General features: G+C 72.4%; 17 protein-coding genes. 7 read left to right on the top strand and 10 right to left on the bottom strand.

Features of this window, described 5'->3' with window-relative positions; all coding sequences use genetic code 11:
* Positions 1-28 precede the first annotated feature (28 nt).
* From DB32_RS14595 to DB32_RS14580, 4 genes are read right to left on the bottom strand one after another with little or no spacing between them, the layout of a single operon-like run.
* Positions 29-1,429, bottom strand: a complete 1,401-nt coding sequence (locus tag DB32_RS14595) for a UdgX family uracil-DNA binding protein (protein WP_169791449.1) — start codon at positions 1,427-1,429, stop codon at positions 29-31.
* Positions 1,426-2,646, bottom strand: a complete 1,221-nt coding sequence (locus tag DB32_RS14590; protein WP_053233070.1) for a putative DNA modification/repair radical SAM protein — start codon at positions 2,644-2,646, stop codon at positions 1,426-1,428. The genes DB32_RS14595 and DB32_RS14590 overlap by 4 nt, the downstream gene beginning before the upstream one ends.
* Before the next feature lie 39 nt (positions 2,647-2,685).
* The gene (grxD, locus tag DB32_RS14585) at positions 2,686-3,012 is read right to left on the bottom strand and encodes a Grx4 family monothiol glutaredoxin (protein ID WP_053233069.1); all 327 of its coding nucleotides are present in this window, start codon (positions 3,010-3,012) and stop codon (positions 2,686-2,688) included.
* Between the two features lie 19 nt (positions 3,013-3,031).
* Positions 3,032-3,286 (bottom strand): BolA family protein, encoded by a 255-nt coding sequence (locus DB32_RS14580; protein ID WP_053233068.1) that lies wholly within the window; start codon positions 3,284-3,286, stop codon positions 3,032-3,034.
* Positions 3,287-3,381: 95 nt separating this feature from the next.
* On the opposite strand from DB32_RS14580, the gene DB32_RS14575 reads away from it, so the two are divergent.
* Both DB32_RS14575 and DB32_RS14570 read left to right on the top strand, forming a co-directional pair.
* Positions 3,382-4,809, top strand: a complete 1,428-nt coding sequence (locus DB32_RS14575) for a YihY/virulence factor BrkB family protein (RefSeq protein ID WP_053233067.1) — start codon at positions 3,382-3,384, stop codon at positions 4,807-4,809.
* A gap of 53 nt (positions 4,810-4,862) precedes the next feature.
* The gene (locus DB32_RS14570; RefSeq protein WP_053233066.1) at positions 4,863-5,588 is read left to right on the top strand and encodes a hypothetical protein; all 726 of its coding nucleotides are present in this window, start codon (positions 4,863-4,865) and stop codon (positions 5,586-5,588) included.
* Positions 5,589-5,595: 7 nt separating this feature from the next.
* Here DB32_RS14570 and DB32_RS14565 read toward each other — a convergent pair whose 3' ends face one another.
* Entirely contained in the window at positions 5,596-6,168 is a 573-nt protein-coding gene (locus DB32_RS14565) for a hypothetical protein (protein WP_053233065.1), read from the bottom strand.
* Positions 6,169-6,268: 100 nt separating this feature from the next.
* On the bottom strand, positions 6,269-7,513 hold the full coding sequence (locus DB32_RS14560; protein ID WP_053233064.1) for a DUF4388 domain-containing protein: 1,245 nt from the start codon (positions 7,511-7,513) through the stop codon (positions 6,269-6,271).
* A 175-nt stretch (positions 7,514-7,688) separates the two neighbouring features.
* Between DB32_RS14560 and DB32_RS49065 the strand changes: the two genes are divergently transcribed.
* Positions 7,689-8,723: a response regulator gene (locus DB32_RS49065; RefSeq protein WP_053233063.1), complete on the top strand. Its 1,035-nt coding sequence runs from the start codon at positions 7,689-7,691 to the stop codon at positions 8,721-8,723.
* Between the two features lie 17 nt (positions 8,724-8,740).
* On the top strand, positions 8,741-9,103 hold the full coding sequence (locus DB32_RS14550; protein ID WP_053233062.1) for a hypothetical protein: 363 nt from the start codon (positions 8,741-8,743) through the stop codon (positions 9,101-9,103).
* Between the two features lie 191 nt (positions 9,104-9,294).
* On the opposite strand, the gene DB32_RS14545 is transcribed toward DB32_RS14550, so the two are convergent.
* Positions 9,295-11,856: a sodium-translocating pyrophosphatase gene (locus DB32_RS14545; RefSeq protein WP_083457389.1), complete on the bottom strand. Its 2,562-nt coding sequence runs from the start codon at positions 11,854-11,856 to the stop codon at positions 9,295-9,297.
* A gap of 242 nt (positions 11,857-12,098) precedes the next feature.
* On the opposite strand from DB32_RS14545, the gene DB32_RS14540 reads away from it, so the two are divergent.
* From DB32_RS14540 to DB32_RS14530, 3 genes are all read left to right on the top strand, one after another.
* On the top strand, positions 12,099-13,718 hold the full coding sequence (locus DB32_RS14540) for a vWA domain-containing protein (RefSeq protein ID WP_157069043.1): 1,620 nt from the start codon (positions 12,099-12,101) through the stop codon (positions 13,716-13,718).
* An 80-nt stretch (positions 13,719-13,798) separates the two neighbouring features.
* Positions 13,799-15,601: a serine/threonine-protein kinase gene (locus DB32_RS14535; RefSeq protein WP_083457388.1), complete on the top strand. Its 1,803-nt coding sequence runs from the start codon at positions 13,799-13,801 to the stop codon at positions 15,599-15,601.
* A gap of 230 nt (positions 15,602-15,831) precedes the next feature.
* A complete protein-coding gene (locus DB32_RS14530; protein ID WP_157069042.1) occupies positions 15,832-16,755 on the top strand; it encodes an ExbD/TolR family protein in 924 nt (307 codons plus the stop codon).
* 60 nt (positions 16,756-16,815) lie between these two features.
* Here the strand turns inward: DB32_RS14530 and DB32_RS14525 are convergent, their stop codons facing one another.
* From DB32_RS14525 to DB32_RS14515, 3 genes are all read right to left on the bottom strand, one after another.
* Entirely contained in the window at positions 16,816-17,772 is a 957-nt protein-coding gene (locus DB32_RS14525) for a hypothetical protein (protein ID WP_053233057.1), read from the bottom strand.
* An 833-nt stretch (positions 17,773-18,605) separates the two neighbouring features.
* On the bottom strand, positions 18,606-19,598 hold the full coding sequence (locus DB32_RS48210) for a sigma-70 family RNA polymerase sigma factor (protein ID WP_053233056.1): 993 nt from the start codon (positions 19,596-19,598) through the stop codon (positions 18,606-18,608).
* On the bottom strand, positions 19,595-20,800 hold the full coding sequence (locus tag DB32_RS14515; RefSeq protein WP_075097521.1) for an NAD(P)/FAD-dependent oxidoreductase: 1,206 nt from the start codon (positions 20,798-20,800) through the stop codon (positions 19,595-19,597). Before DB32_RS14515 ends, DB32_RS48210 begins: the two co-directional genes overlap by 4 nt.
* Positions 20,801-20,821: the final 21 nt, after the last annotated feature.

The following is a 20,821-nucleotide window of genomic DNA, read 5'->3' as shown; positions in this document are numbered from 1 at the left end:
CGATCGTACACCCGCGCCGTCCTCGCGATCACTCCGTGATCATCGCGAGATCCCGCACCAGCTCGGAGCGCATCGCCCGTGCGTCCTCCTCGCTCGCGGCGCGCAACACCGCCGAGGGATGCCACGTCGCGAACGTGCGCGGCGCCCACGCGGTCGCGCGCACCACGCCGCGCTCCTGCGTCACCCGGAACGTCGCTCCGAGCAGCGCCTTCGCGGCCGTCGCCCCGAGGCACACGATCCACTCGGGCTCCAGCGCGGCGAGCTCGGCCTCGACCCACGGCCGGCACGCCGCGACGTCTCGCGCGCGCGGCGTCTGGTGCAGCCGCACCTTCCCGCGCGGCTCGAACCGGAAGTGCTTCACCGCGTTGGTGACGTACACGCTCGCGCGATCGACACCGGCCTCGCGCAGCGCCTCGTCGAGCACCGCGCCCGCAGGGCCGACGAACGGGCGCCCCGCGCGGTCCTCCTCGTCGCCCGGCTGCTCGCCGATCAGCACGATGCGCGCGTCGCGCGGACCTTCGCCGAACACGACCTGCGTCGCCGGTCCGTGCAGCGGGCACGCGGTGCACGTCCTCGCCGCCTCACGCAGCACATCGACGTCCCCGGGCGCGACCTCGAGGCGCGGCAACACGCCCGCGCGCGCCTCCATCTCGGCGAGCCGTCGCGGCGCCTCGGCGATCGTCGCGCGCATCGCGCGCGTCTCGGGCAGCGTGGCCCAGTGCTTCTTCGGCATCTCGCGCGCCATCGCCGACAGGTTCGTCCGCGCGGGATCGAACGTCGCGCGCCAGTACGTGCGCCACGTCTCGTCGCCGGCGTCCTCCGCGATGCCGACGTCGCGCGGCGCGCCCTTCGACCACGAGAGCCCCGCGCCGGGCGCGAACGACACGCACGCGTCGGGCGTCTCGAGCCGCCACGCGACGTCGGAGAAGCGCGCGGCGAAGAACGGAGCGACCAGCGGCAGCACCCGGTGATCGGGTCGATGCCACGCGATCCACGTCTCGACGCGCGTGCTCGCATCCGCGATCGGTCGGAAGCGCACGTACGCCTGCGCATGGTGCTCGTCGCGCGCGACGTGATCACGCATCACGCGCAGCGCCGCGACGTCGTGATCGAGCGCGTCCTCCAGCAATGCGCGCTCGCCCTGCGCGACGCGGAACAGCACGCGATAGAGCCGATCCCAGCGCGACGGATCACGATGACACGCGACCCTCTCGGCGAGCTCCACGAACGCGCGCGGCACGCGCGGCGCACGCACGGGACGACACGGCAGCGCGTCGCGCGCGCCCGCGAACAGATCGCGCGGCGCGTCACCGTCGATCCACACGACGTCATCCGGTGCGACGCCCTCGACGAGCAGCGCGCGCGCGCGATCGCGCCAGACGTCGAGCTCGCCCTCGGGACGACGATCGATCCGCACCTCGACGCTCACGCGCGCCCCTCGAAGAGCGAGAGCTGCTCGGGCTCGTCCTTCGCGATCCGCGCGCGCAGATCGACACGATCGAGCCAGCGCGACGCGACGTCCGCGCCCTCCGCCGTGCGCACGAACGGACGCGCCCTCGCGGGCACCTTCAGCGCGCCGAGATCCTCCCATCGCAACGTGCGATGCCGCCGCGCGCCGATCATCCGATCGACGACGCGCCGACCGAGCCCCGGCACGCGCAGCAGCAACTCGCGCGGCGCGACGTTCACGTCGATCGGGAACACCTCCCGATGACGCAGCGCCCACGCGAGCTTGGGATCGATCGCGAGCTCGAGATCCGCCTGCTCCGGAGGCACGATCTCGTCGAGCGCGAACCCGTAGAAGCGCAGCAGCCAGTCCGCTTGGTAGAGCCGGTGCTCGCGCATCCGCGGCGCCGCGCGCGAGGGCAAGCGCGCGTCGGGGTGCGGGATCGGGCTGTACGCCGTGTAGTAGACGCGCCGGAGGCGCTGCTCGCGATAGAGCCGATCCGCCGTCACCAGCACCGCGCGATCCGGCGCGGGCGTCGCGCCCACGATCATCTGCGTGCTCTGTCCGGCCGGCGCGAACGCGGGCGCGCGCGCGTCGTCCTTCGCCGCGTCGACGTGATCGCGCACCGTCGACATCGCGGTCTCGATCACGTCGTGTCGCTTCTCGGGCGCGAGCTTCGCGAGGTCGCCCTCGGTCGGCAGCTCGACGTTGCAGCTCACGCGATCCGCGTACGCGCCCGCGCGCAGCAGGAGCGCCTCCGACGCGCCGGGCACGACCTTTAGGTGCACGTACCCGCGGAAGCCGTGGTCCTCGCGCAGCCTCCGCGCGACCTCGACCATGCGCTCCATCGTGTGGTCCGCGCTCTTCAGCACGCCGCTCGAGAGGAAGAGCCCCTCGACGAGGTTGCGGCGATGGAAGTCGAGCGTCAGCGCGACCACCTCGTCGATCTCGAACGTCGCGCGCGGCACGTCGCTCGACGCGCGGTTCACGCAGTAGCGACAGTCCCAGATGCAGTGGTTCGTCAGCAGGACGCGCAGCAGCGAGACGCAGCGTCCGTCGGGCGTGCGCGAGTGACAGATGCCGCTCGGCGCGACGCCCCCGACCTTCCCTTCGCGCGTCCCGCTCGCGCCGCTGCTCGCACACGACGCGTCGTACTTCGCGGCGTCGGCGAGGATCGCGAGCTTCCGACGAGTCTCCACGCCCTCGATCCTGAGGGCGTGCTGAACATCCGTCCAGCGTCAGGCGCGACCGAGCGCCTTGTCGACGATCGGCTGCAGCTCGCCGCCCTCGTACATGTCGCGGACGATGTCGCAGCCGCCGACGAAGCGACCGTCCACGTAGAGCTGCGGGAACGTCGGCCAGCTCGCGTAGTCCTTCATGCCCTGACGCAGATCCGCGTCCTGCAGGATGTTCACCGTGTGGAAGTCGGCGTTCACCCGCTTGAGCACCTCGACGACCGTCGCCGAGAACCCGCACTGCGGGAAGCTCTTCGTGCCCTTCATGAAGAGCACGATCTTGTGCGAGCCCAGGATCTCCTCGATGCGCTGGCGGAGCTGATCGTCCATCTGACCCACCTCTCGGCCTTCAGCCGTTCTTCTTCTTCCACGCCTCGGGCGTGTACGTCTGGAGCGCGAGCGCGTGCACCGGGCCCGCCATGAGCTCACCCAGCGCGCGATAGACCGACTGGTGCTGCTCGACGCGCGTCATCCCCGCGAACGACGGCGAGACGACGACGGCCTGGTAGTGGTCCTTGGTGCCCGTGAGGTCCTCGATGCGCACGAGCTCGACGTCGGGCATCGCCGATCGGATCCGCTGCTCGAGGGTCTCGGGCTCGACCATTCGCTCTCCTCCACGCCGCGCTGGCGGCGGACAGTCGTGCGGCGCGTTCTCTCCTCCGTCAAGGCTGTCCGCCGCGTTACCCTGCCCGCTCGCGCATGCCCGAAGACCGGCGGTCATGGCTCACGGGAGCCCCGCTGCCCGCGCCGCTCGAGCGCGGCGCCGCGTACCTGAGCCGCGCGCTCTTCGAGGTCGACGAGACCACGCTCTCCCCACCGCGCCGCGCGCTCGTCCTCGTGCTGCGCCTCGTGTGGCTCACGACGCGCGGCTTCTTCCGCGAGCGCCTCCAGATCCGCGCCGCCTCGCTCGCGTTCGCGACCATCCTCGCGATCGTCCCCGCCGCGGCGCTCGCGTTCGCGATCGCCGACGTCCTCGGCGCGACCGATCTCCTGATCCACGACACGCTCGAGCCCTTCCTCGGCGAGACGCTCGGCGACGCCGACGATCCCACGCTCCCCCAGGGCGTGCGCGGCCTGCGCTCCACGCTCGACGGGCTCTTCGTGCTCGTGCGATCGACGCACGTCGCGGGCCTCGGGATCGCCGGTCTCGTGGTGCTCGTGTGGGCCCTCGTGCGCGTGCTGCTCGGCGTCGAAGAAGCGTTCGAGCACGTGTTCCAGCACCGCGGCCCGCCGCGTCCGTTCCTCCGCCGCGTGCGCGCGATGATCGTCGTCGCGATCACCGCGCCCATCGGGCTCACCTACGCGATGACGAGCGCGGTGCTCTCGCACCAGACCCTCGCGAGCCGCGTCGTGGTGCACGTGATCCCGTTCCCGTTCGTGCGCGAGGTCTTGCTCTCCGTGCTCCCACCGCTCGCGGTGATGCTCGCGCTCTTCGTGCTGTACCTCGAGCTCCCCGACGCCTCGGTGCGACGTGGCTCCGCGCTGCTCGGCGCCGCGCTCGCCGCGATCGGCTGGTACGGCATCCAGCTCGCGCACATCCGCTTCCAGGTCGGCCTCGCGCGCTACAACGCGATCTACTCCGGGTTCGGCGCGCTCCCGATCCTGCTCTTCTCGATCCAGGTGTCGTGGGTGATCGTCCTGCTCGGCGCGCAGGTCGTCGCCGCGCACCAGGACGCGCCGACGTTGCGGCAGCTCGCGCGCGGCACGCTGCGCGATCACGCGGAGCGACAAGCGCTCGCGGTGCGCGCCGTGATCGCCCTCGCCCAGCGCGGCGCCGGTGCGCGCAGCGGAGGCGTCGCGCTCCGTGTGCTCGCGGGCGAGCTCGGCGTCGGCATCCGACCGCTGCGCGGGGTGCTCGACGAGCTCGCCGCGCACGGCCTCGTGCGCACGAGCGTGGAGCGCACCGATCGTCGCTACGCGCTCGTGCCGGATCCCGCGACGCTGCGCGCATCGACGGTCCTCGACGCGCTCGAGCGCGCGCCCGGCACGCCCGATCTGCCGTGGGAGGACGGCGACGCGCCCATCCACGCGCTGCTCGTCGCGCGCCGCGCGGCTGCGTCGACCTCGAGCGCCGATCGCACGATCTCCGAGCTCGCCGAGACGAACGTGAGCGACACGCGCGCCTGACCCGTCGGATCGTATCGTTGCCGCGGCGTCCCTCCCGTGAGACAGATCCCTCCGTGAGCGAGCCCGCGATCCTCGGAAAGATCCGCGAGACGCTGGAGGCGACCCTCGCGCCTCGCGACGCTGCGCACGTGCTCCTCGACGCGCTCGCGCAGTGGGGCGCCCGCGTCCCCTCGGAGATCGAGGAGATCGAGTCGTTCGTCGCGGTCTCGCTGCGCGACGCGCTGCGCGCGCGGCTCGGAGACGCGCACACCAAGCGCGTCATGCACGCCGTCGAGGACGTGCTCGCGACCGCGTCCGCGCCGACCGAGGAGCACACGATCCCGGTCGATCTCTCCGAGATCCCCGACGTGTGGGTGGACGAAGAGACCCACGATCTGCCGGTGCTCGACGCGCCGGTGCCCGTGCTCGTGCTCGCGGGCCGCGGCGGTCTCGCGATGCGCCTCGCCGCCGCGCTCGGCCCCGAGCGCATCCACGCGCGCGCCGCGGCGAGCGCAGCCGCGATCGATCGTGCGCTCGCGGGCCCGCCGGTCGTCGTGATCACCGACGCCTCCGACGTGCCCGCGGTCGAGCCCGAGGAGCTCTTCTGGCGCCTCTCGCGCCTGCCCTCGAGCGTGACCGCGATCGTGTGGGGCAGCGATCTCGTCTACGGCGAGCGCGTCGCGGAGCTCGCGGCGCGCGCGGGTCGCGCCATCGCGTGCATCCGTGTCGTCGACGGGTTCGACGCCGTGCTCGACCTCGTGCTCGCCCGTCGCGCGGCCGCGCCGCGCGACGACGCGTGAGGCGCGATCACTCCTCTTCGGGCTCGTTGCCCGAGCCGACGCACGTCGAGCACGCGGTGACCGTCGCGGTGAGCTCGATCGAGTCCTCGTCGACGATCTCTTCGCCGCGCCGGACCACGACGCGGAACGTGTAGCTGTTCTCGCCGATCCCGTACTGCGTCGGGTCGATGCCCCAGCGCACGCCGTACGTGTCGGGGAGGTTCGGCATCTCCTCGTCCCAGCAGACCGGCTCGCGCGTGGCGATGTTCATGCAGCGATAGAGCCGCACCGAGTATACGAACGGGTCCCCCGTGACCGCGAGCGTGTACGAGTAGCCGTAGCTCAAGCTGATGTCGCGATCGATGGTCAGCGGCTCCGGCTCGATCTGCCACTCGACGTCGGCCGCGGGGCCCGCGTCGACCGGCGGCGGGCCGGCGTCGCTGCCCGCGTCCGTGTTCTCCTCGGTCGCGCCGGAGTCCTGCGCGCCCGCGTCGGCGCCTCCGCCGGCGTCGGTGTCGCCGCCCGCGCCTTCGTCACCACCACAGCCCGAGAGCGCGAGCAACACCGAGGCGAGCACCGAGATCGAGATCGCGTGACGCATGCGAGGACGTCTCCTTCGAGGTCCTCAGCGTGCATTCCCGACGGCTCACGCCGCTAGCTGTCGGGCCGTGATTTCGTATACCCCCGGTATACGCTCCGGGTCACATCCGGATGCGCTTGAGCCGCGTCGTGACGTCGCGCGAGAGCATCAGCTCCTGATCGCGCGGCAGCGAGGTGGTCGCCGCGAAGAGCGCGAACGCGGCGAGCTCGTGCAGCGCCTGGTGGAGCCCCTCCATCGGGTTGTCCACCTTGATGTCGGCGAGCGCGCGCGCGACCACGGCCGGATCGATGCTGCCGTCCTCCTCGACGTGCTCGCCGAAGATCGGCCCGTAGCCGCTGCCGACGATCCACGCCTCGAGCGTGCTGCGCGTCTGATCCACCCCGCCGTACGTCGCGACCGCCATGAAGATGTCGCGGAGCACGTCGTTGAACTGCGACACGACCTTGCGCACCGCGGTGGAGTCGACCGACTTCTTCGGCCGCAGCACGACGAGGTTCTGCTGCAGGAGCCCGTAGAGGGCCTTCACCGTCATGAACTGCCCGAGCCCGGTCTCGCGCGCGATGTCCTCGATCGTGCGGTTCCCGTCGGCCCATGCGAGCACGGTCTGCGCGGTCTCCTCGAGCGAGTGCACGCTCACGCGCGGCTGCACCTCGGGCACGAGCTCGTCGTGCGGGATGCGCTCGCGGAAGAGCGCCATCTCGTCGATGCGCTGCACGCCCTCCATGAGCAGCGCCTGCACCGGAAGGTGCACCGGGTGCACCGGCGCCTCCGCGCCCTCGTCGGGCTGCACGAACACGTAGTGCCCTTCGCGGATCAGGAGCGACGCGAAGAAGATCTGCTCGACCTGCTTCTGCAGCTGCTCGAAGAGCTGCTCCTGCGAGATCGAGCCCTTGTCGACGACGATCTGCCCGAAGCGACGCTCGGGATCGACCTCCGCGAGGATCTCGTCGAGCTGCTGCTTGCTCAGGATCCCGTTGCGATAGAGCACCTGCCCGAGGCGATCGTCGGGGTGCGTGCTCGTCGCGCTCTTGAGCGCGGCCTGATCGATCGAGAGCACGCGGTGCGCGTCGGGACCGAAGATGTGCATGTCGCCGCGCCAGCTCGCGCTCGCGATGATGTTCACGAGCTCGAGGATCGACGTGCGCGACACGATCTCGCCCGCCATCAGCACGCGCGGCTGCGCTGCACCGTCGCTCTTCTCGGCGCGAAGGACGATCAGCCCCGTCGCGTCGACCACCAGCCGATAACGTCCGGCGCGGTCACGCAACCGCCGATCCGCACCGCGCCCGGGGACGCGCACCGAGCCATCGGCCTCGACGATCACGAGATCGTTGGGCTCCGCCACGACCGGAGCGTACCGCAGCACGCGTCACAGCGTGAAGAACGCAGATGGCCGCCACCACGACCGGTTGTGGCAGACCGCCCCGGGGGCTAGTTGGTGGCGCGTCACAGGGTGCGATTCCCTCGACGTGGATCGCGCTCTCTCCTCCTCCTCTGGCTGCGATTCGCTCCGCTCGCTCATGACCCGAGTCCTCGTCGTCGACGACTTCGCGGATGCCCGCGACCTCCTCTCCGGCCACCTCGCCGCGCGCGGCTTCGAGACCGAGGAAGCGGTCGACGGAGAAGACGCCGTCGCGCGCGCGGCCGAGCGCCCGCCCGACGTGATCCTGATGGACATCGGGATGCCGAAGATGGACGGCATCGAGGCGACGCTGCGCATCAAGGCGAATCCGCGCACCGCGCACGTGCCGGTGATCGCGGTGACCGGTCAGGCGCACGACGGGCTCGAGGTCGTCCCGCCGTGCGACGCGGTGCTCGCGAAGCCGGTCGACCCGGTGCGCGTCGAGGCCGAGGTGCGTCGCGTGCTCGCGGAGAAGAGCTCGCCCGCGACCGCGCTGAGCGCGGCGCGCGCGGCGAAGAGCTCGAAGAAGCGCGAGCGCGAGAGCCGAGAGCGCAAGCGCTCGGTGGTGTGGCTCATCGCGGGCCCGGAGCGCGTGCGCAGCGCGATCGCGATGCTGATCGAGCGCGCGGGCCTGGACGTGCGCGCGTTCGGATCGGCGATGGACGCGCTCGACGATGCGAGCGATCCCGACGCGGTGGTGATCGATCTCGAGCAAGAGGACGCGGTCGAGCTCGCGCTCGCGATGCGCAGCCGGCCCGAGCTCGAGGAGCTCGTGCTGATCGCGCTCGAGCCGGAGGACGGCGCGCCCGACGAGGTGCGCCCGCTCTTCGACGCGCGGGTCGGGAAGAACGACGAGGTCGTGAAGCTCCCGAAGCTGCTCCAGAAGGCGCTGAAGGAGCGCGACGCCATCCGCGGCCCGGCCGCGGAGGTCACGGTCGAGGTCGGTCAGGCGATCCACGCGCGCGGTCGCGCCGAGCCGCTCGGCACGGTGCTCGACGTGCGACGCGAGCTGCTCGTGATCGACGTGCCGGGCGCGGGCGCGTTCGTGGTGCCCGCGACGGCGGTGAGCTCGATCGAGCACGGCCGCATCGAGGTCGAGCCCGACGCGCTCGACGACGATCTGCGCGAGGCGATCGGCGCGAATCGCGAGTGATGGAGTAGCCTCGCGGGATGCGCTTCGTTCTCGTCGCGATCCCAGCGGCGCTCGGGCTCTCCGCTTGTGGCGCCTGCGCCTGCCTCCCGTGCCCGCCGCCGATCACGATCGACGTCCACCTCGACGACACCCACGACGCGTCGAGCGTCTCGGTCGCCGGCTTCGCGTGCGTCGCGGCCGACGCGCCACAGACCGTGACGTGCACCTCGCCGCAGATCGGCGGCGGCACCCACGGGCTCGTGGTGCACGTCGGCGAGCGGTCGATCCCGATCCGCGTCCACGTGCCCGGCGAGGGCGGCGGCAGCTGCTGCGGGTGCGGCTACCTACCGGTGCGCGAGCAGGTGCTCGTGCTCGGCGATCCGCGGATGAGCGGCGTGTGACGTAGGGACGCGGAAACTCGGGCGGGCGCTCGCGTGTCCTCGTCGAGTGCGAGCGTCTCGTCCACCACGCGTCCCGCTGATCGCGGTCGTCGCGCTCTCGACGTCCGCTCCTCGACGCCTGGTCGCGCTGAAAGCGAAACGGGCGCCGAGCTCATCGCTCGACGCCCGCTCCATCGTGTCTTTCGCTCAGCTCACTCGGCCGGCGCGGCCGCGGTCTTCGCGTGGCTCTCGCCCTCGAGCGCTGCGATGCGCATGCCGTAGAACGAGCGGTAGACGAAGAACGCGCTGATCGCGAAGAGCACCGCCGCGATCACCACGCGCATCGTCGCGCCGTTGTCGACGCTGCCCTGGAGGATCTCCGCGAGCTCGACCGCGAGCAGGCCGAACAGCGTGGTGAACTTGATCACCGGGTTCATCGCGACCGACGAGGTGTCCTTGAAGGGATCACCCACGGTGTCGCCGACGACGCACGCCGCGTGGAGGTCCGTGCCCTTCGCCTTGAGCTCGGTCTCGACGACCTTCTTCGCGTTGTCCCACGCGCCACCCGCGTTCGCGAGGAAGAGCGCCTGGAACAGACCGAACAGCGCGATCGCGACGAGGTACCCGATGAAGAAGTACGACTCGAGGAACGCGAACGCGAGCGTCGAGAAGAAGACCGTGAGGAAGATGTTGAACATCCCCTTCTGCGCGTAGACCGTGCAGATCTCGACGACCTTCTTCGAGTCCTCGATCGACGCCTTCTCGACGCCCTCGAGCTTGATGTTCGCCTTGATGAACTCGACCGCGCGGTACGCGCCCGTCGAGACCGCCTGCGTCGACGCGCCGGTGAACCAGAAGATCACCGAGCCGCCCGCGAGCATGCCGAGCAGGAAGGGCGGGTGCATCAGCGAGAGGTGGGTGAGCAGCTCGGGGCGCAGGCCCGTGAGCAGCACGATGATCGAGAAGATCATCGTCGTCGCGCCGACCACCGCGGTGCCGATGAGCACCGGCTTCGCGGTCGCCTTGAACGTGTTGCCCGCGCCGTCGTTCTCCTCGAGGAGCTCCTTCGCGACCTCGAAGTTCGCGTCGAACTTGAAGTCCTTCTTGATCTCTTCCTTGACGTTCGGGACGTTCTCGATGAGCGAGAGCTCGTATACCGACTGCGCGTTGTCCGTGACCGGGCCGTAGCTGTCGACCGCGATCGTCACCGGGCCCATGCCCAGGAAGCCGAACGCGACGAGGCCGAACGCGAAGATCGGCGAGACGTCGACCCAGCCGCCCTCGGTCTGGAAGCGGATGATCGCGCCGAGCGCCTCGCTCGTGCCGGCGTCCATCATCGTCACGCCGTAGGCGACGCCCATCAGCACGACGAACACGATGCCCATCCAGTACGCGCTGAAGTTGCCCGCGGTGAGGCCGGCGAGGACGTTCAGCGACGCGCCGCCTTCCTTCGACGCGGTCACGACCTCGCGCACGTGGCCCGACTCGACCGACGTGAAGACCTTGATGAGCTCGGGGATGATCGCGCCCGCGAGCGTGCCGCAGCTGACGATCACCGAGAGCTTCCACCACGCGCTCGACGCGCCGCCGAGCTCGGGGATCAGCGCCGCGCTGACGCCGAACGTCGCGAGGATCGACACGATCGACGTGAGCCACACGAGCACCGTGAGCGGGTGCTCGAAATTGAACTTGCCGAGGTTGCCGTAGCGGCTCTTCGCGATCGCCTCGTTCACGAGGTACGAGGCGGCGCTCGCCACGACCATCACGACGCGGATCATGAAGAGCCACACGAGCAGCATCTTCTGCGCCTCGGCGGCCTCCGGGCTCGTGAGCACGAGGAGGATGAACGAGATGAGCGCGACGCCGGTCACGCCGTAGGTCTCGAAACCGTCGGCGCTGGGACCGACCGAGTCACCCGCGTTGTCGCCCGTGCAGTCCGCGATGACGCCGGGGTTGCGCGCGTCGTCTTCCTTGATCTTGAAGACGATCTTCATGAGGTCCGAGCCGATGTCGGCGATCTTCGTGAAGATGCCGCCCGCGATGCGCAGCGCCGACGCGCCGAGCGACTCGCCGATCGCGAAGCCGACGAAGCACGGGCCCGCGAACTCACCCGGCACGAAGACCAGGATGAGGAGCATCATCATCAGCTCGACCGAGATGAGCATCATGCCGATGCTCATGCCGGCCTTGAGCGGGATCGCGTAGACCGGGTGTCCCTTGCCCTGGAGCGACGCGAACGCGGTGCGCGAGTTCGCGAACGTGTTGACGCGGATGCCGTACCACGCGACGCCGTAGCTGCCGGCCACGCCGATCAGCGCGAACACGAGGATCATCCCGACGCGCATCCAGCGCTCGCCCGCGGGCAGGTGCGCGAACGCGAACACGCCGTAGTACACGACCATGATCGCCCCGATGAAGGCGAACAGGATCATGATGAAGCGGCCCTGGGTGATCAGGTACGTCTTGCACGTCTCGTAGATCAGCTCGCTGATGTCGAGCATGGTCTTGTGGACCGGCATCGCCTTCAGCTGGTTGAAGATCACGAAGCCGAACGCGAGACCGAGCGCGCACACCGCGAGGCCGCTCATCAAGAGCGTGCGGCCGTCGATGCCGAGCATCGTCACGGTCGAGAAGTCGGGCAGGCGGAGGTTGGCCTCGCCGCCTGCGGCGTGGCCGGTCTCCTGAGCGAGCGCGAGGCTTGGCGCCGCGAACGCCGCGAGCGCGGCAGCGGCGGCTGCCACGCGAGCAAGAAGCGAGGACAGACGGCTGGACATGAGGACTCCTGGGGTCTCCGAACGACCGGAAGCTCCGGACGGTCAATGGCACCGCTGGGCGGGGTGTCGGGGTCGAGCGCCTTCCCTATTCCCGCGCGCCCACCCTCGGCGGGGCCGCCTCATAGCAACGGACGCCGGCCATGTCTACACCCGTTCCCCCCGCCGCGTCTCGGGAGGAGGAAGGGTCGGCGTCCGGTGGGGTAGAATCCTCCGCCGACGGCGGTACGCGGGCGGAGGTGCGGATGCGACGGGGCGTGTGGTGGGGGATCGCGGTGGTGGTCGCGACGATCGCGGTGGGGTGCGGCGAGTCGCACCCACCCGGCGACGACGGCGGGGCTGACGACTTCGACGCGGGCGAGCACGACGCCTCGACCGTCCCCGGGCAGGACGCCGGAACGATCCCCGACGACGACGCGGGCGCGCCGGGCGACGACGCATCGCCGCCCGACCTCGACGCGGGACCGCCCGAGAGCTGCGACTCGCCGGGCGTCGTGGAGGACGTGCCCTGCGGCAACTGCGGCACCGTCTCGCGCTTCTGCACCGCCTCGCGCGTCTGGGAGTACGCGGAGTGCGAGGGCGAGGGCGTCTGCGCGCCCGGCACCATCGACGCGGTCGAGTGCGGCAACTGCGGCACCCAGACGGCGCGCTGCACCACGGCGTGCGTCTGGGAGCGCACCGGTGGCTGCACCGCCGAGGGCGAGTGCGCGCCCGGCACGCGCACCCGCAGCAGCGAGACCTGCACCGCTCCGCAGACCCGCGAATTCCTGTGCAACGACGCGTGCACGTTCGAGCCCGCCAGCGAGTGCTCGGCCGACGCGTGCCCGACCCCCGGCATGCTCCAGGAGGTGCCCTGCGGCATGTGCGGCACCCGCGAGCGCTTCTGCACGTCGGCGCGCGTCTGGGAGTACGGCCCGTGCGGGGGCGAAGGCGTCTGCATGCCCGGCACCACCGGTCCCGTCGCGTGCGGCAACTGCGGCACGCGCACCGCGCGCTGCAACACGTCGTGCGAGTGGGACGGCAGCGGCACGTGCACCGGCGAGGGCGTCTGCGCGCCCGGCACCGTCACCCGGAGCGGCGCGCTCTGCCCGCCCATGCAGACGCAGCGCGTGCAGTGCACCGACTCGTGCACGTACACGCCGCTCGACGCGTGCCGCGGCACGGTGCCGGTCGACGTCATGGTGCTGCTCGACGTGACCGGCTCGCACGCGACCTACGTGCGCGACAACGTCGCGAACTTCGGCACGCGCCTCGTCGCGCCGCTGCTCGCGATCGACGACGTCGCGGTGGGCGTCGCGTGGTACGCGGACTTCCCGATCGATCCGTTCGGCGTCACCGGGGATCGTCCCTTCGAAGGCGGTGTGCAGCCGACGCGCACGCGCGCCGAGATCGACGCGGCGTTCGCCGCGGCCCCGCAGCGCAACGGCAACGACCTGCCGGAGAGCGCCGTGGAGGCGCTCTCGATCCTCGCGGGCGGCACCCCGCCCGCGTCGGCGATCCCCCTCGCGTGCTCGACCGGCCGCACCGCCGGAGGCTGTTGGCGCAGCGGCGTGCGTCGCGTGATCGTCGTCTACACCGACGCCTCGAGCCACAACGGACCGAGCCCCACGTCGACCGCGCTGCACTCGCCCTACACCACGATCCCGACGGCGGCGACGTGGCCCGCGGTGCGCTCGCGGCTCATGACGGACGGCACCTTGCTGCTGGTCCTCTACCGCTCGAACAGCGACGGCGACGCGCCCGGGCAGTACGACGAGATGCTGCGGGATCTCGGGCAGCCCGCGTCGGATCGCATCGCCGCGGACACCCTCACCACGGCCCTCGACGCGGTGGTCGCGCGGGTGCGGTCGATCGCGATGCCCTGAGCCCGTGTGGGGCCGTGGAGGGCGCGCAAGCAGGTTCGCGTTGCGCGCGCGCCCAGCCTTTCCGATGATTGGGGTGCTCGATGTCGCGCCCCGCCCCGTCCGAAGCTCCGCTCGTGTCCGCCGCCGACTCGTTCGTCGGTCGGGTGCTCGAGCAGCGGTACCGCGTCGAGCAGCGTCTCGGCGAGGGCGGGCTGGGCACCGTGTACCGAGCGCAGCACCTGAAGCTCGCGCGCAACGTCGCGGTGAAGGTGCTGCGCGACGATCTGCGCGGCATCCCGCAGCTGCGCGCGCGCTTCGAGCGCGAGGTGAAGGCGCTCTCGTCGCTCTCGCACCCGAACGTCGTCACGATCACGGACTACGGCGTCGAGGGCGGCATGCCCTTCCTCGTGATGGAGCTCGTGGAGGGCGTCGAGCTCGCGAAGATCGTCGGCGAGCCGCTGCCGCCCGAGCGCGCGCTCATGATCGTGCGCCAGATCCTCGCGAGCCTCGCCTACGCGCACGAGCGCGACGTGGTGCACCGCGACCTGAAGCCCGCGAACGTGATCGTGCGGCAGCTGCCCGACGGGCGCGATCACGTCACGGTGCTCGACTTCGGGCTCGCGAAGTTCGTCGGCGACGATCCCGGCGGCGACCTCACGCGCAGCGGGCTCGTCGTCGGCACGCCCGCGTACATGCCGCCCGAGCAGATGGCCGCGGGCGCGCGCCGCGCCGACGCGCGCTCGGATCTCTACGCGGCCGGGCTGATCCTGTTCGAGCTGATCGCGGGGCGTCGTCCCTTCACGTTCGAAGAGCCTGCCGAGCTCTTGCGTGCGCACCTCGTGATGCAGCCGCCGACGCTCGCCGAGGCGCTGCCGGGATCGGTCGTGCGGCCCGAGCTCGAGGAGCTCGTCGCGCGCGCGCTCGCGAAGTCGCCCGACGATCGCTTCCCCGATGCGCGCGCGATGATCGACGCGATGGACGCGCTGCCGTACGAGCCGCTGGTGCGCGGAGGCGTCGGTGGCCACGACGCGCGGCGCGACACGACGCGCCCCGCGCGGCCGACGCCGATCTCCGCGGCCGCCGCGGCGAGCGAGCGCCCGGCGCCGACTCCGACCGCCGCGGAGCGCGCGCGCTCGATGGGCATGCGCGCGGGGATCGCGGCGATCGTGTTCCTGATGACGATCGCGGGCATCGCGTGGACGGCGCGGCGCGCGACGACGGAGCCCGTCGCGGACGCGCCGACGACCGAGCCGGCGCCCCCGGCAGCCCCGCTCGCGCGCAGCGAGGGCCCGGGCACGATCGCGACCCAGCCGACCGCGCCGGTCGCGGCGGCGGAGGTCACGCCGCGCGATCACGATCCCGTCGCTGCGGGCGCCGAGGACACCGAGGCGCTGGTCGGCGAGGAGGACGAGGGCGAGGTCGCGCCCGAGGTCGAGGCGCCGTTCGTCGCGCCGGTGCGGGTCGGACCGCGACCGCCGGCGCGCAACCCGCTGCGAGGTCGCTTGCCGGGCGTGCTCTCGCGCGTCGACGCGCGCATCGAGCGGGGCCGTCCGATCGGCGCGGGCGACATCCGCGCGCTCCAGCGTTATCGCAACGACCGCCCGGGCGACGTGCGGGGCCGCTTGGTGCTCGGTCACGCGTACGCGGCGCGCGGCTGGCTCTCGCCTGCGATGGACCAGTACGAGCGCGCGGTGGGCGTCGACGAGAGCGTGCGCGGCGATCCGGCGATCCTCGAGAACCTGCTGCGCGCGGTGCGCACGGAGTCGCTCAACGCGCGGGCGAGCGAGCTCGTGGTGCGGATCTTCGGCGCCGAGGCGCAAGCGGGCGTGCGACGAGCGATCTCTCGAGTGCGTGATCCCGGGGAGCGCGGGCGGCTCGAAGCGCTCTCTGCTCGGCTCCGGTAGCTCGTCGACTCCGCGCGGGTCCCATCGATCTCGCTCGCACCCGCCCTCGTCCTCGCCCCCGCGGCCCCCGTGCGTCCGCGCTTGCACTTCCGCTACTCTCCCGCGCCATGCATGGCCACCGCTCGGTTCCAGCCGCTCGCGCTCTGATCCTCGCTCTCGCCCTCTCGACCGCCTGCGGGGGCTCCGACTCGTCCGAGGAGACCGTCGACACCACGCCGATCGTCGGCGTCATGGAGCTCCCCATCTCGCTCCGCGGCGATCCGACCGCGCCGAGCGATGCGCTCCGCGTCGAGATCAGCCCGACCGAGCTGCGCCTCGAGAGCCGTCCCGTCTACACGCTCGAGCGCGGGCGCGTGCCCGCCGCCGAGGTCACGCCCGACGGGCTCACCCAGCTCCGCACCGCGCTCCAGGCCGCGCCCGCCCGACCGCGCGTCGCGCTCACCGCGCACGGCATGGTCCCGTACGGCACGCTCGTGCGCACCATCCAGACGCTCACGGCCGCCGGCTATCGCGACATCCTCCTCGCGGTGCGCCCGGTCTCGACCACCGGCGCCGCGCCCACCGCGCCGAGCTGGATGCCGCTCTCCTCGCCGCAGATCGCGCCCTTCGGCCCCGAGCCCGTCGATCCCGCGACCTACGGCGGCCCGGCGCGCGGCTGGGGCGACTTCACCTCGCGCTGGGAGGAGTCGTACGACGCGTGCCGCGCCGCCGGCCCCGGCCAGTACGTCGACTGCGATCCCAAAGCGAGCGTCACGCCCGAGGACGGGCAGATGCAGGTCGTGCTCTGGGCGCGCGGCCGCGGCATGCAGGTGCGCTTCAACCGCGTCGGCGCGCCCCCGCCCGAGCCGAGCAAGGCGCCGAGCGGCCCCGCGCTCATCGAGGGCGTGCGCGCCGCGCCGACCGGCGAGGGCGAGGAGATCCCGCCCGACCCGTCGACGACCGGCGCCTTCGCGTTCCGCGCCGAGGTCGCGACCGCCGCCGACTCCGCGATCTCCGGCGTGACGCGCCCGGTGTGCGGCGCCGCCGCGTGCCCGACCGTCGTCGAGGCCGACGAGGAGACGCCGGTGATGCGCGTCGTCTCGCTGCTCGGCGCCGCGTTCCCGAACGGCGCGACGCCGCCCCACCTCGTCCTCCGCATGCCCGCCGCGCGCTGATCGCGCCTCGTCGCCGGGCTGCGACGGTCAGCCCGGCGACGAGCGTGTGCGCGAGCGCGATCACGACGCGGGGGCGACCGGCTCGGGCTCCTCGTCGTCCTGCTCGTCGTCGCGCGAGGGCACCAGGAGCCGCTCGAGCCCTGCGAGCGGCGGGAGCGAGATCGGCGCGCCGGCTCGCTGCGCGTCACGGAGCGCCGAGACGATCGCCCGGAGGATCGCCAGCACGAGCCCGTCGTGCCGATCGAGGGTTCGCTGATCGACGGCCTGGGGCGGCGTGAGCGTCGCGCTCGTCCCCGAGAGGCGCTCGGTCTCCGCGGCGAGCGCCTCGAGCCGTGCGACGAGCGCGTCGTCGTAGCCGTAGCTGTCGAGCACGACGACCAGCGACTCGTCGCGGCGCGCGTCGGCGAGGATGCGCGCGACCGTGCGGACGCTCGCCACGACGGACGACGCCGTCGCAGCCTTCCCCGCCGCGCGCTCGAGCTCCGCGCGCTGCGGTGCATCGCGCGGCAGCACGTTGCGCAGGAGGTGCGTCGCGACCGCGCGGCGCTCGCGCAGCGCCGTCGCGCGCGACGTCTTGAGCGCCTCCCGCCGTCCGGCGATCTCGCTCGCGACGTCGCGCAGCTGCTGCTCGTGCGCGAGATCGAGCCGCGCGAGCTCGCGCGCCTCGGACACCGCGAGCGTCAGGAGCTCGAGCGCGAGCCCCTGCGGCGCCCGGCCCAGCTTGCGCACCGCGAGGAGCGCGGCGGCGACCACGTTCGGCGCGACCGCGACGATCTCCTCGGTGCGGAAGCCGGTGCCGAGCTCCACGAGCTTGTCGTCGCCGTAGGCACGCACGATCGCGTCGCGCACCGCGGCGACGCGCGCCGCACTCACCGGCGTCAGCTCGCGCTCGATCTCGTCGAGCGACCACGCGCGGCTCGTATCGAGGCCAACGCGGCCCTTCGCGGCTGTCCGCCGCGTCGTCGCCGCCTTCTTGATGGGGGTTGCCTTCTTGGATCGCTTCTTCGCAGCAGCCATGCGCGCGAACGTAGGCGACCTCCCGCGCAGAGCGCGAGGCCCGCGAACGCGGACCCCCGGCCCGCCCGCCGCAGGAAAGCGCGCGTCGAGCACAGGAAAACCCCCGTCGAGCACAGGAAAACCCCCGTCGAGCACAACGCGCGGCGCGTCGAGGACAGCAGAACGCCGTCGAGCACAGCGCGCGACCCGTCGCGCACAGCAGAACGACGTCGAGCACAGCGCGCGACCCGTCGAGCACAGCAGAGCGACGTCGAGCACAGCGCGCGGCGCGTCGAGCACAGCAGAGCGACGTCGAGCACAGCGCGCAGCGCGTCGAGCACAGCAGAACGACGTCGAGCACAGCGCGCGACGCGTCGAGCACAGCAGAGCGTCGTCGAGCACAACGCGCGACCCGTCGAGCACAACACAGCGTCGTCGAGCACAGCGCGCGGCGCGTCGCGCACAACACAGCGTCGTCGAGCACAGCGCGCGACCCGTCGAGCACAGCACAGCGTCGTCGAGCGCAGCGCGCGCGCCTCGAGCACGACGCAACATCGGGGCGAGGCCCGAAGGGCGAGCCCGGCGAATCGGCTCACGATGCCCGAAGGGCGAGTCGGTCCACCACACCGCGCGCCGTTCCCCTCCGCGCGCGGCCGAGACCTCACCAGCAGGGCGCGTGGCAGGGGGCCCGAGCGCTTCCGCAGCGACCCACCCGACGGCAGCCACGTCCCCGCCTGGTTCTCGGCATCGCGGACGCGATGCCGAGAACGATCCCGCCCCCCGACGCCCCACCGTCACTGCAAGCCGGTCGCGAGGCTTAGCGAGGGCCCCTTGCCACGCGCCCCCGCCGAGACCTACTCCCGCGCGGAGATCCCCGAGAGCTTCTCCGGGTTGATCACCAGATCGATCTCCACGATCCGATCCCCATCGATCGTCACCGCCATCACCCCGAGCGGCCGCCCCGCGATGCTCCACGCGATCCCGGTGCGCCCGTTGATCTCCATCAGCTCGAAGCGCACGTCCGCGGACGCCTTGCGCGCCAGCCCGACCACGAAGCGCGCGACACGATCGTCGCCCTGCACCGCACGGCGCGCCGCCTTCGCGCGACCGCCGCCGTCGGAGCGCGCGACCACGTCCTTCGCGAGCATCGCCTGCAGCCCGCCGAGATCGCCCTCCCCGATCGCCATCGCGAAGCGCATCACGAGCTCGCGGTGCCGGTCGGGATCCGCGGGGAAGCGCGGGCGCCCTTCCTTCACGTGCGCCCTCGCGCGCGACATCAGCTGCCGCACCGCGACCTCGTCGCGCTCGAGGATCGCCGCGACCTCGGCGTGCGAGTAGTCGAACACCTCGTGCAGCAGGAACACCGCGCGCTCGAGCGGCGAGAGGCGCTCCAGCAAGAGCAGGAACGCGAGCGAGAGCGACTCGGCGTCCTCGGGATCGCGCGGCTGCACCACCGCGCCCGCGACGTCGGTGCGCACCGGCTCGGGCAGCCACTCGCCGGTGTACTGCTCGCGCCGCGCGCGCGCCGAGCGCAGCTGATCGAGGCAGATGCGCGTGACCACCGTCGCGAGCCACGCGCGCGGCGACGCCACGTCGGCTCTGCTTGCTCGATCGTTCGTCGCAGCCCGTCCGACGCCGCCACGATCTCCGCCGCGCTCGGCATCTGCCGATGCCGACTCGGCTGCGTTCGCGGCATCGTTGAACGGGCTGCTCGGGGCACCCTGCGCGCGCACGAACGCCTCCTGCACCGCGTCCTCGGCCTCGGCGACGCTGCCGAGCATCCGGTACGCGAGCCCGATCAGGAACGAGCGGTGCTCGCTGTAGAGCGCGGCGGGGTCGTTCTTCATGCGGCCTCCGGCGGCGCGGCGAGGCGCTCGGGATCGCGCGCCGGGAGCGCGTGCAGGCGGACGCGCGGGAAGCGGAACTCCCACCAGCCGTCGCGCTCGAGCTCGACGCTGCGCACCGTGTAGCGGCAGATCATCTCCTTCACGATCGCACCGAGGCGGCCCGACAGGAAGGTCGTGCGCGGGGTGCCGCGCGGATCCATCAGCTGCACCAGGCCCTCGCGGCGGCCGAGGCTGATGCAGTAGGTCGCGTCGGACCAGTCGAGCGCGTGCTCGGGCTCGCCGCCGAGCGAGCGCACCGCGTTCTCGGCGGCGTGCACGCCCATCGGCATCGCGCTCTTGCACCCGAACGGGACCGCGGAGCCGAGCACGCCGCTCGGCGCGGCGCAGTCGCCCGCGACGTAGACGTCGGGCGCGCCCTCGAGGCGCAGCATCGCGTCGACGCGGGCGCGGCCGCGCGCGTCGACCGGGAAGCCCCAGGCGCGCAGCGACCCGGGGATCGCGAAGCCGACCGCGCCGACGCACACGTCGAAGGGCAGGCGCTCGCCCGCGATCACCACCGCGCCCGCCTCGACGCGCTCGACCCGCGCGTGCTCGCGCAGCGTGACGCCGAGGCGCGCGAAGACGCGGCGCAGGTGCTCGACGGCGCGCGGGTGGAGGCCGGGGCCGACCTCGCCCGACGTCACGAGCGTCACGCGGAGGCCGCGGTGGCGCTCGGCGAGCTCGGTCGCGCCCTCGATGCCGGTGAGGCCGCCGCCGATCACGACGAGGTGCCCCTCGCGCTGCGCGGCGTCGCGCGCGGCGACCTCGAGCTCCGCGACCGCGTCGGGCTCGAGCGTGAACGCGTGCTCCGCGGCGCCGGGGATCGCGCTCGCGTCGACGCGGCTTCCGATCGCGACGATCAGGCGATCGAAGCGCATCCGCTCGCCGCTCGAGAGCGTCACCTCGTGGCCGGCGCGATCGACCGACTCGACGCGCCCGCGGACGATCCGCACCCGCGTGCCGCGCAGCAGCGTCGCGAGGGGACGCGCGGGGTCGACGGTGCCCGACGCCGCCTCGTGGAGCCGGACGCGCTCGATCATCGCGTCGCGATCCGAGATCAGCACGACCTCGCCGCGATGGCGGAGGCGACGCGACGCGCGCAGCGCCGCCATCACACCGGCGTACCCACCACCGACCACGATCACCCGGGGCTTGGTCTCCATGCTCGCCTTCTCCTTCGTCGT

Source organism: Sandaracinus amylolyticus (genome assembly GCF_000737325.1).
GTDB lineage: Bacteria > Myxococcota_A > Polyangia > Polyangiales > Sandaracinaceae > Sandaracinus > Sandaracinus amylolyticus.
This window is presented reverse-complemented; position numbering and strand designations above follow the sequence as displayed.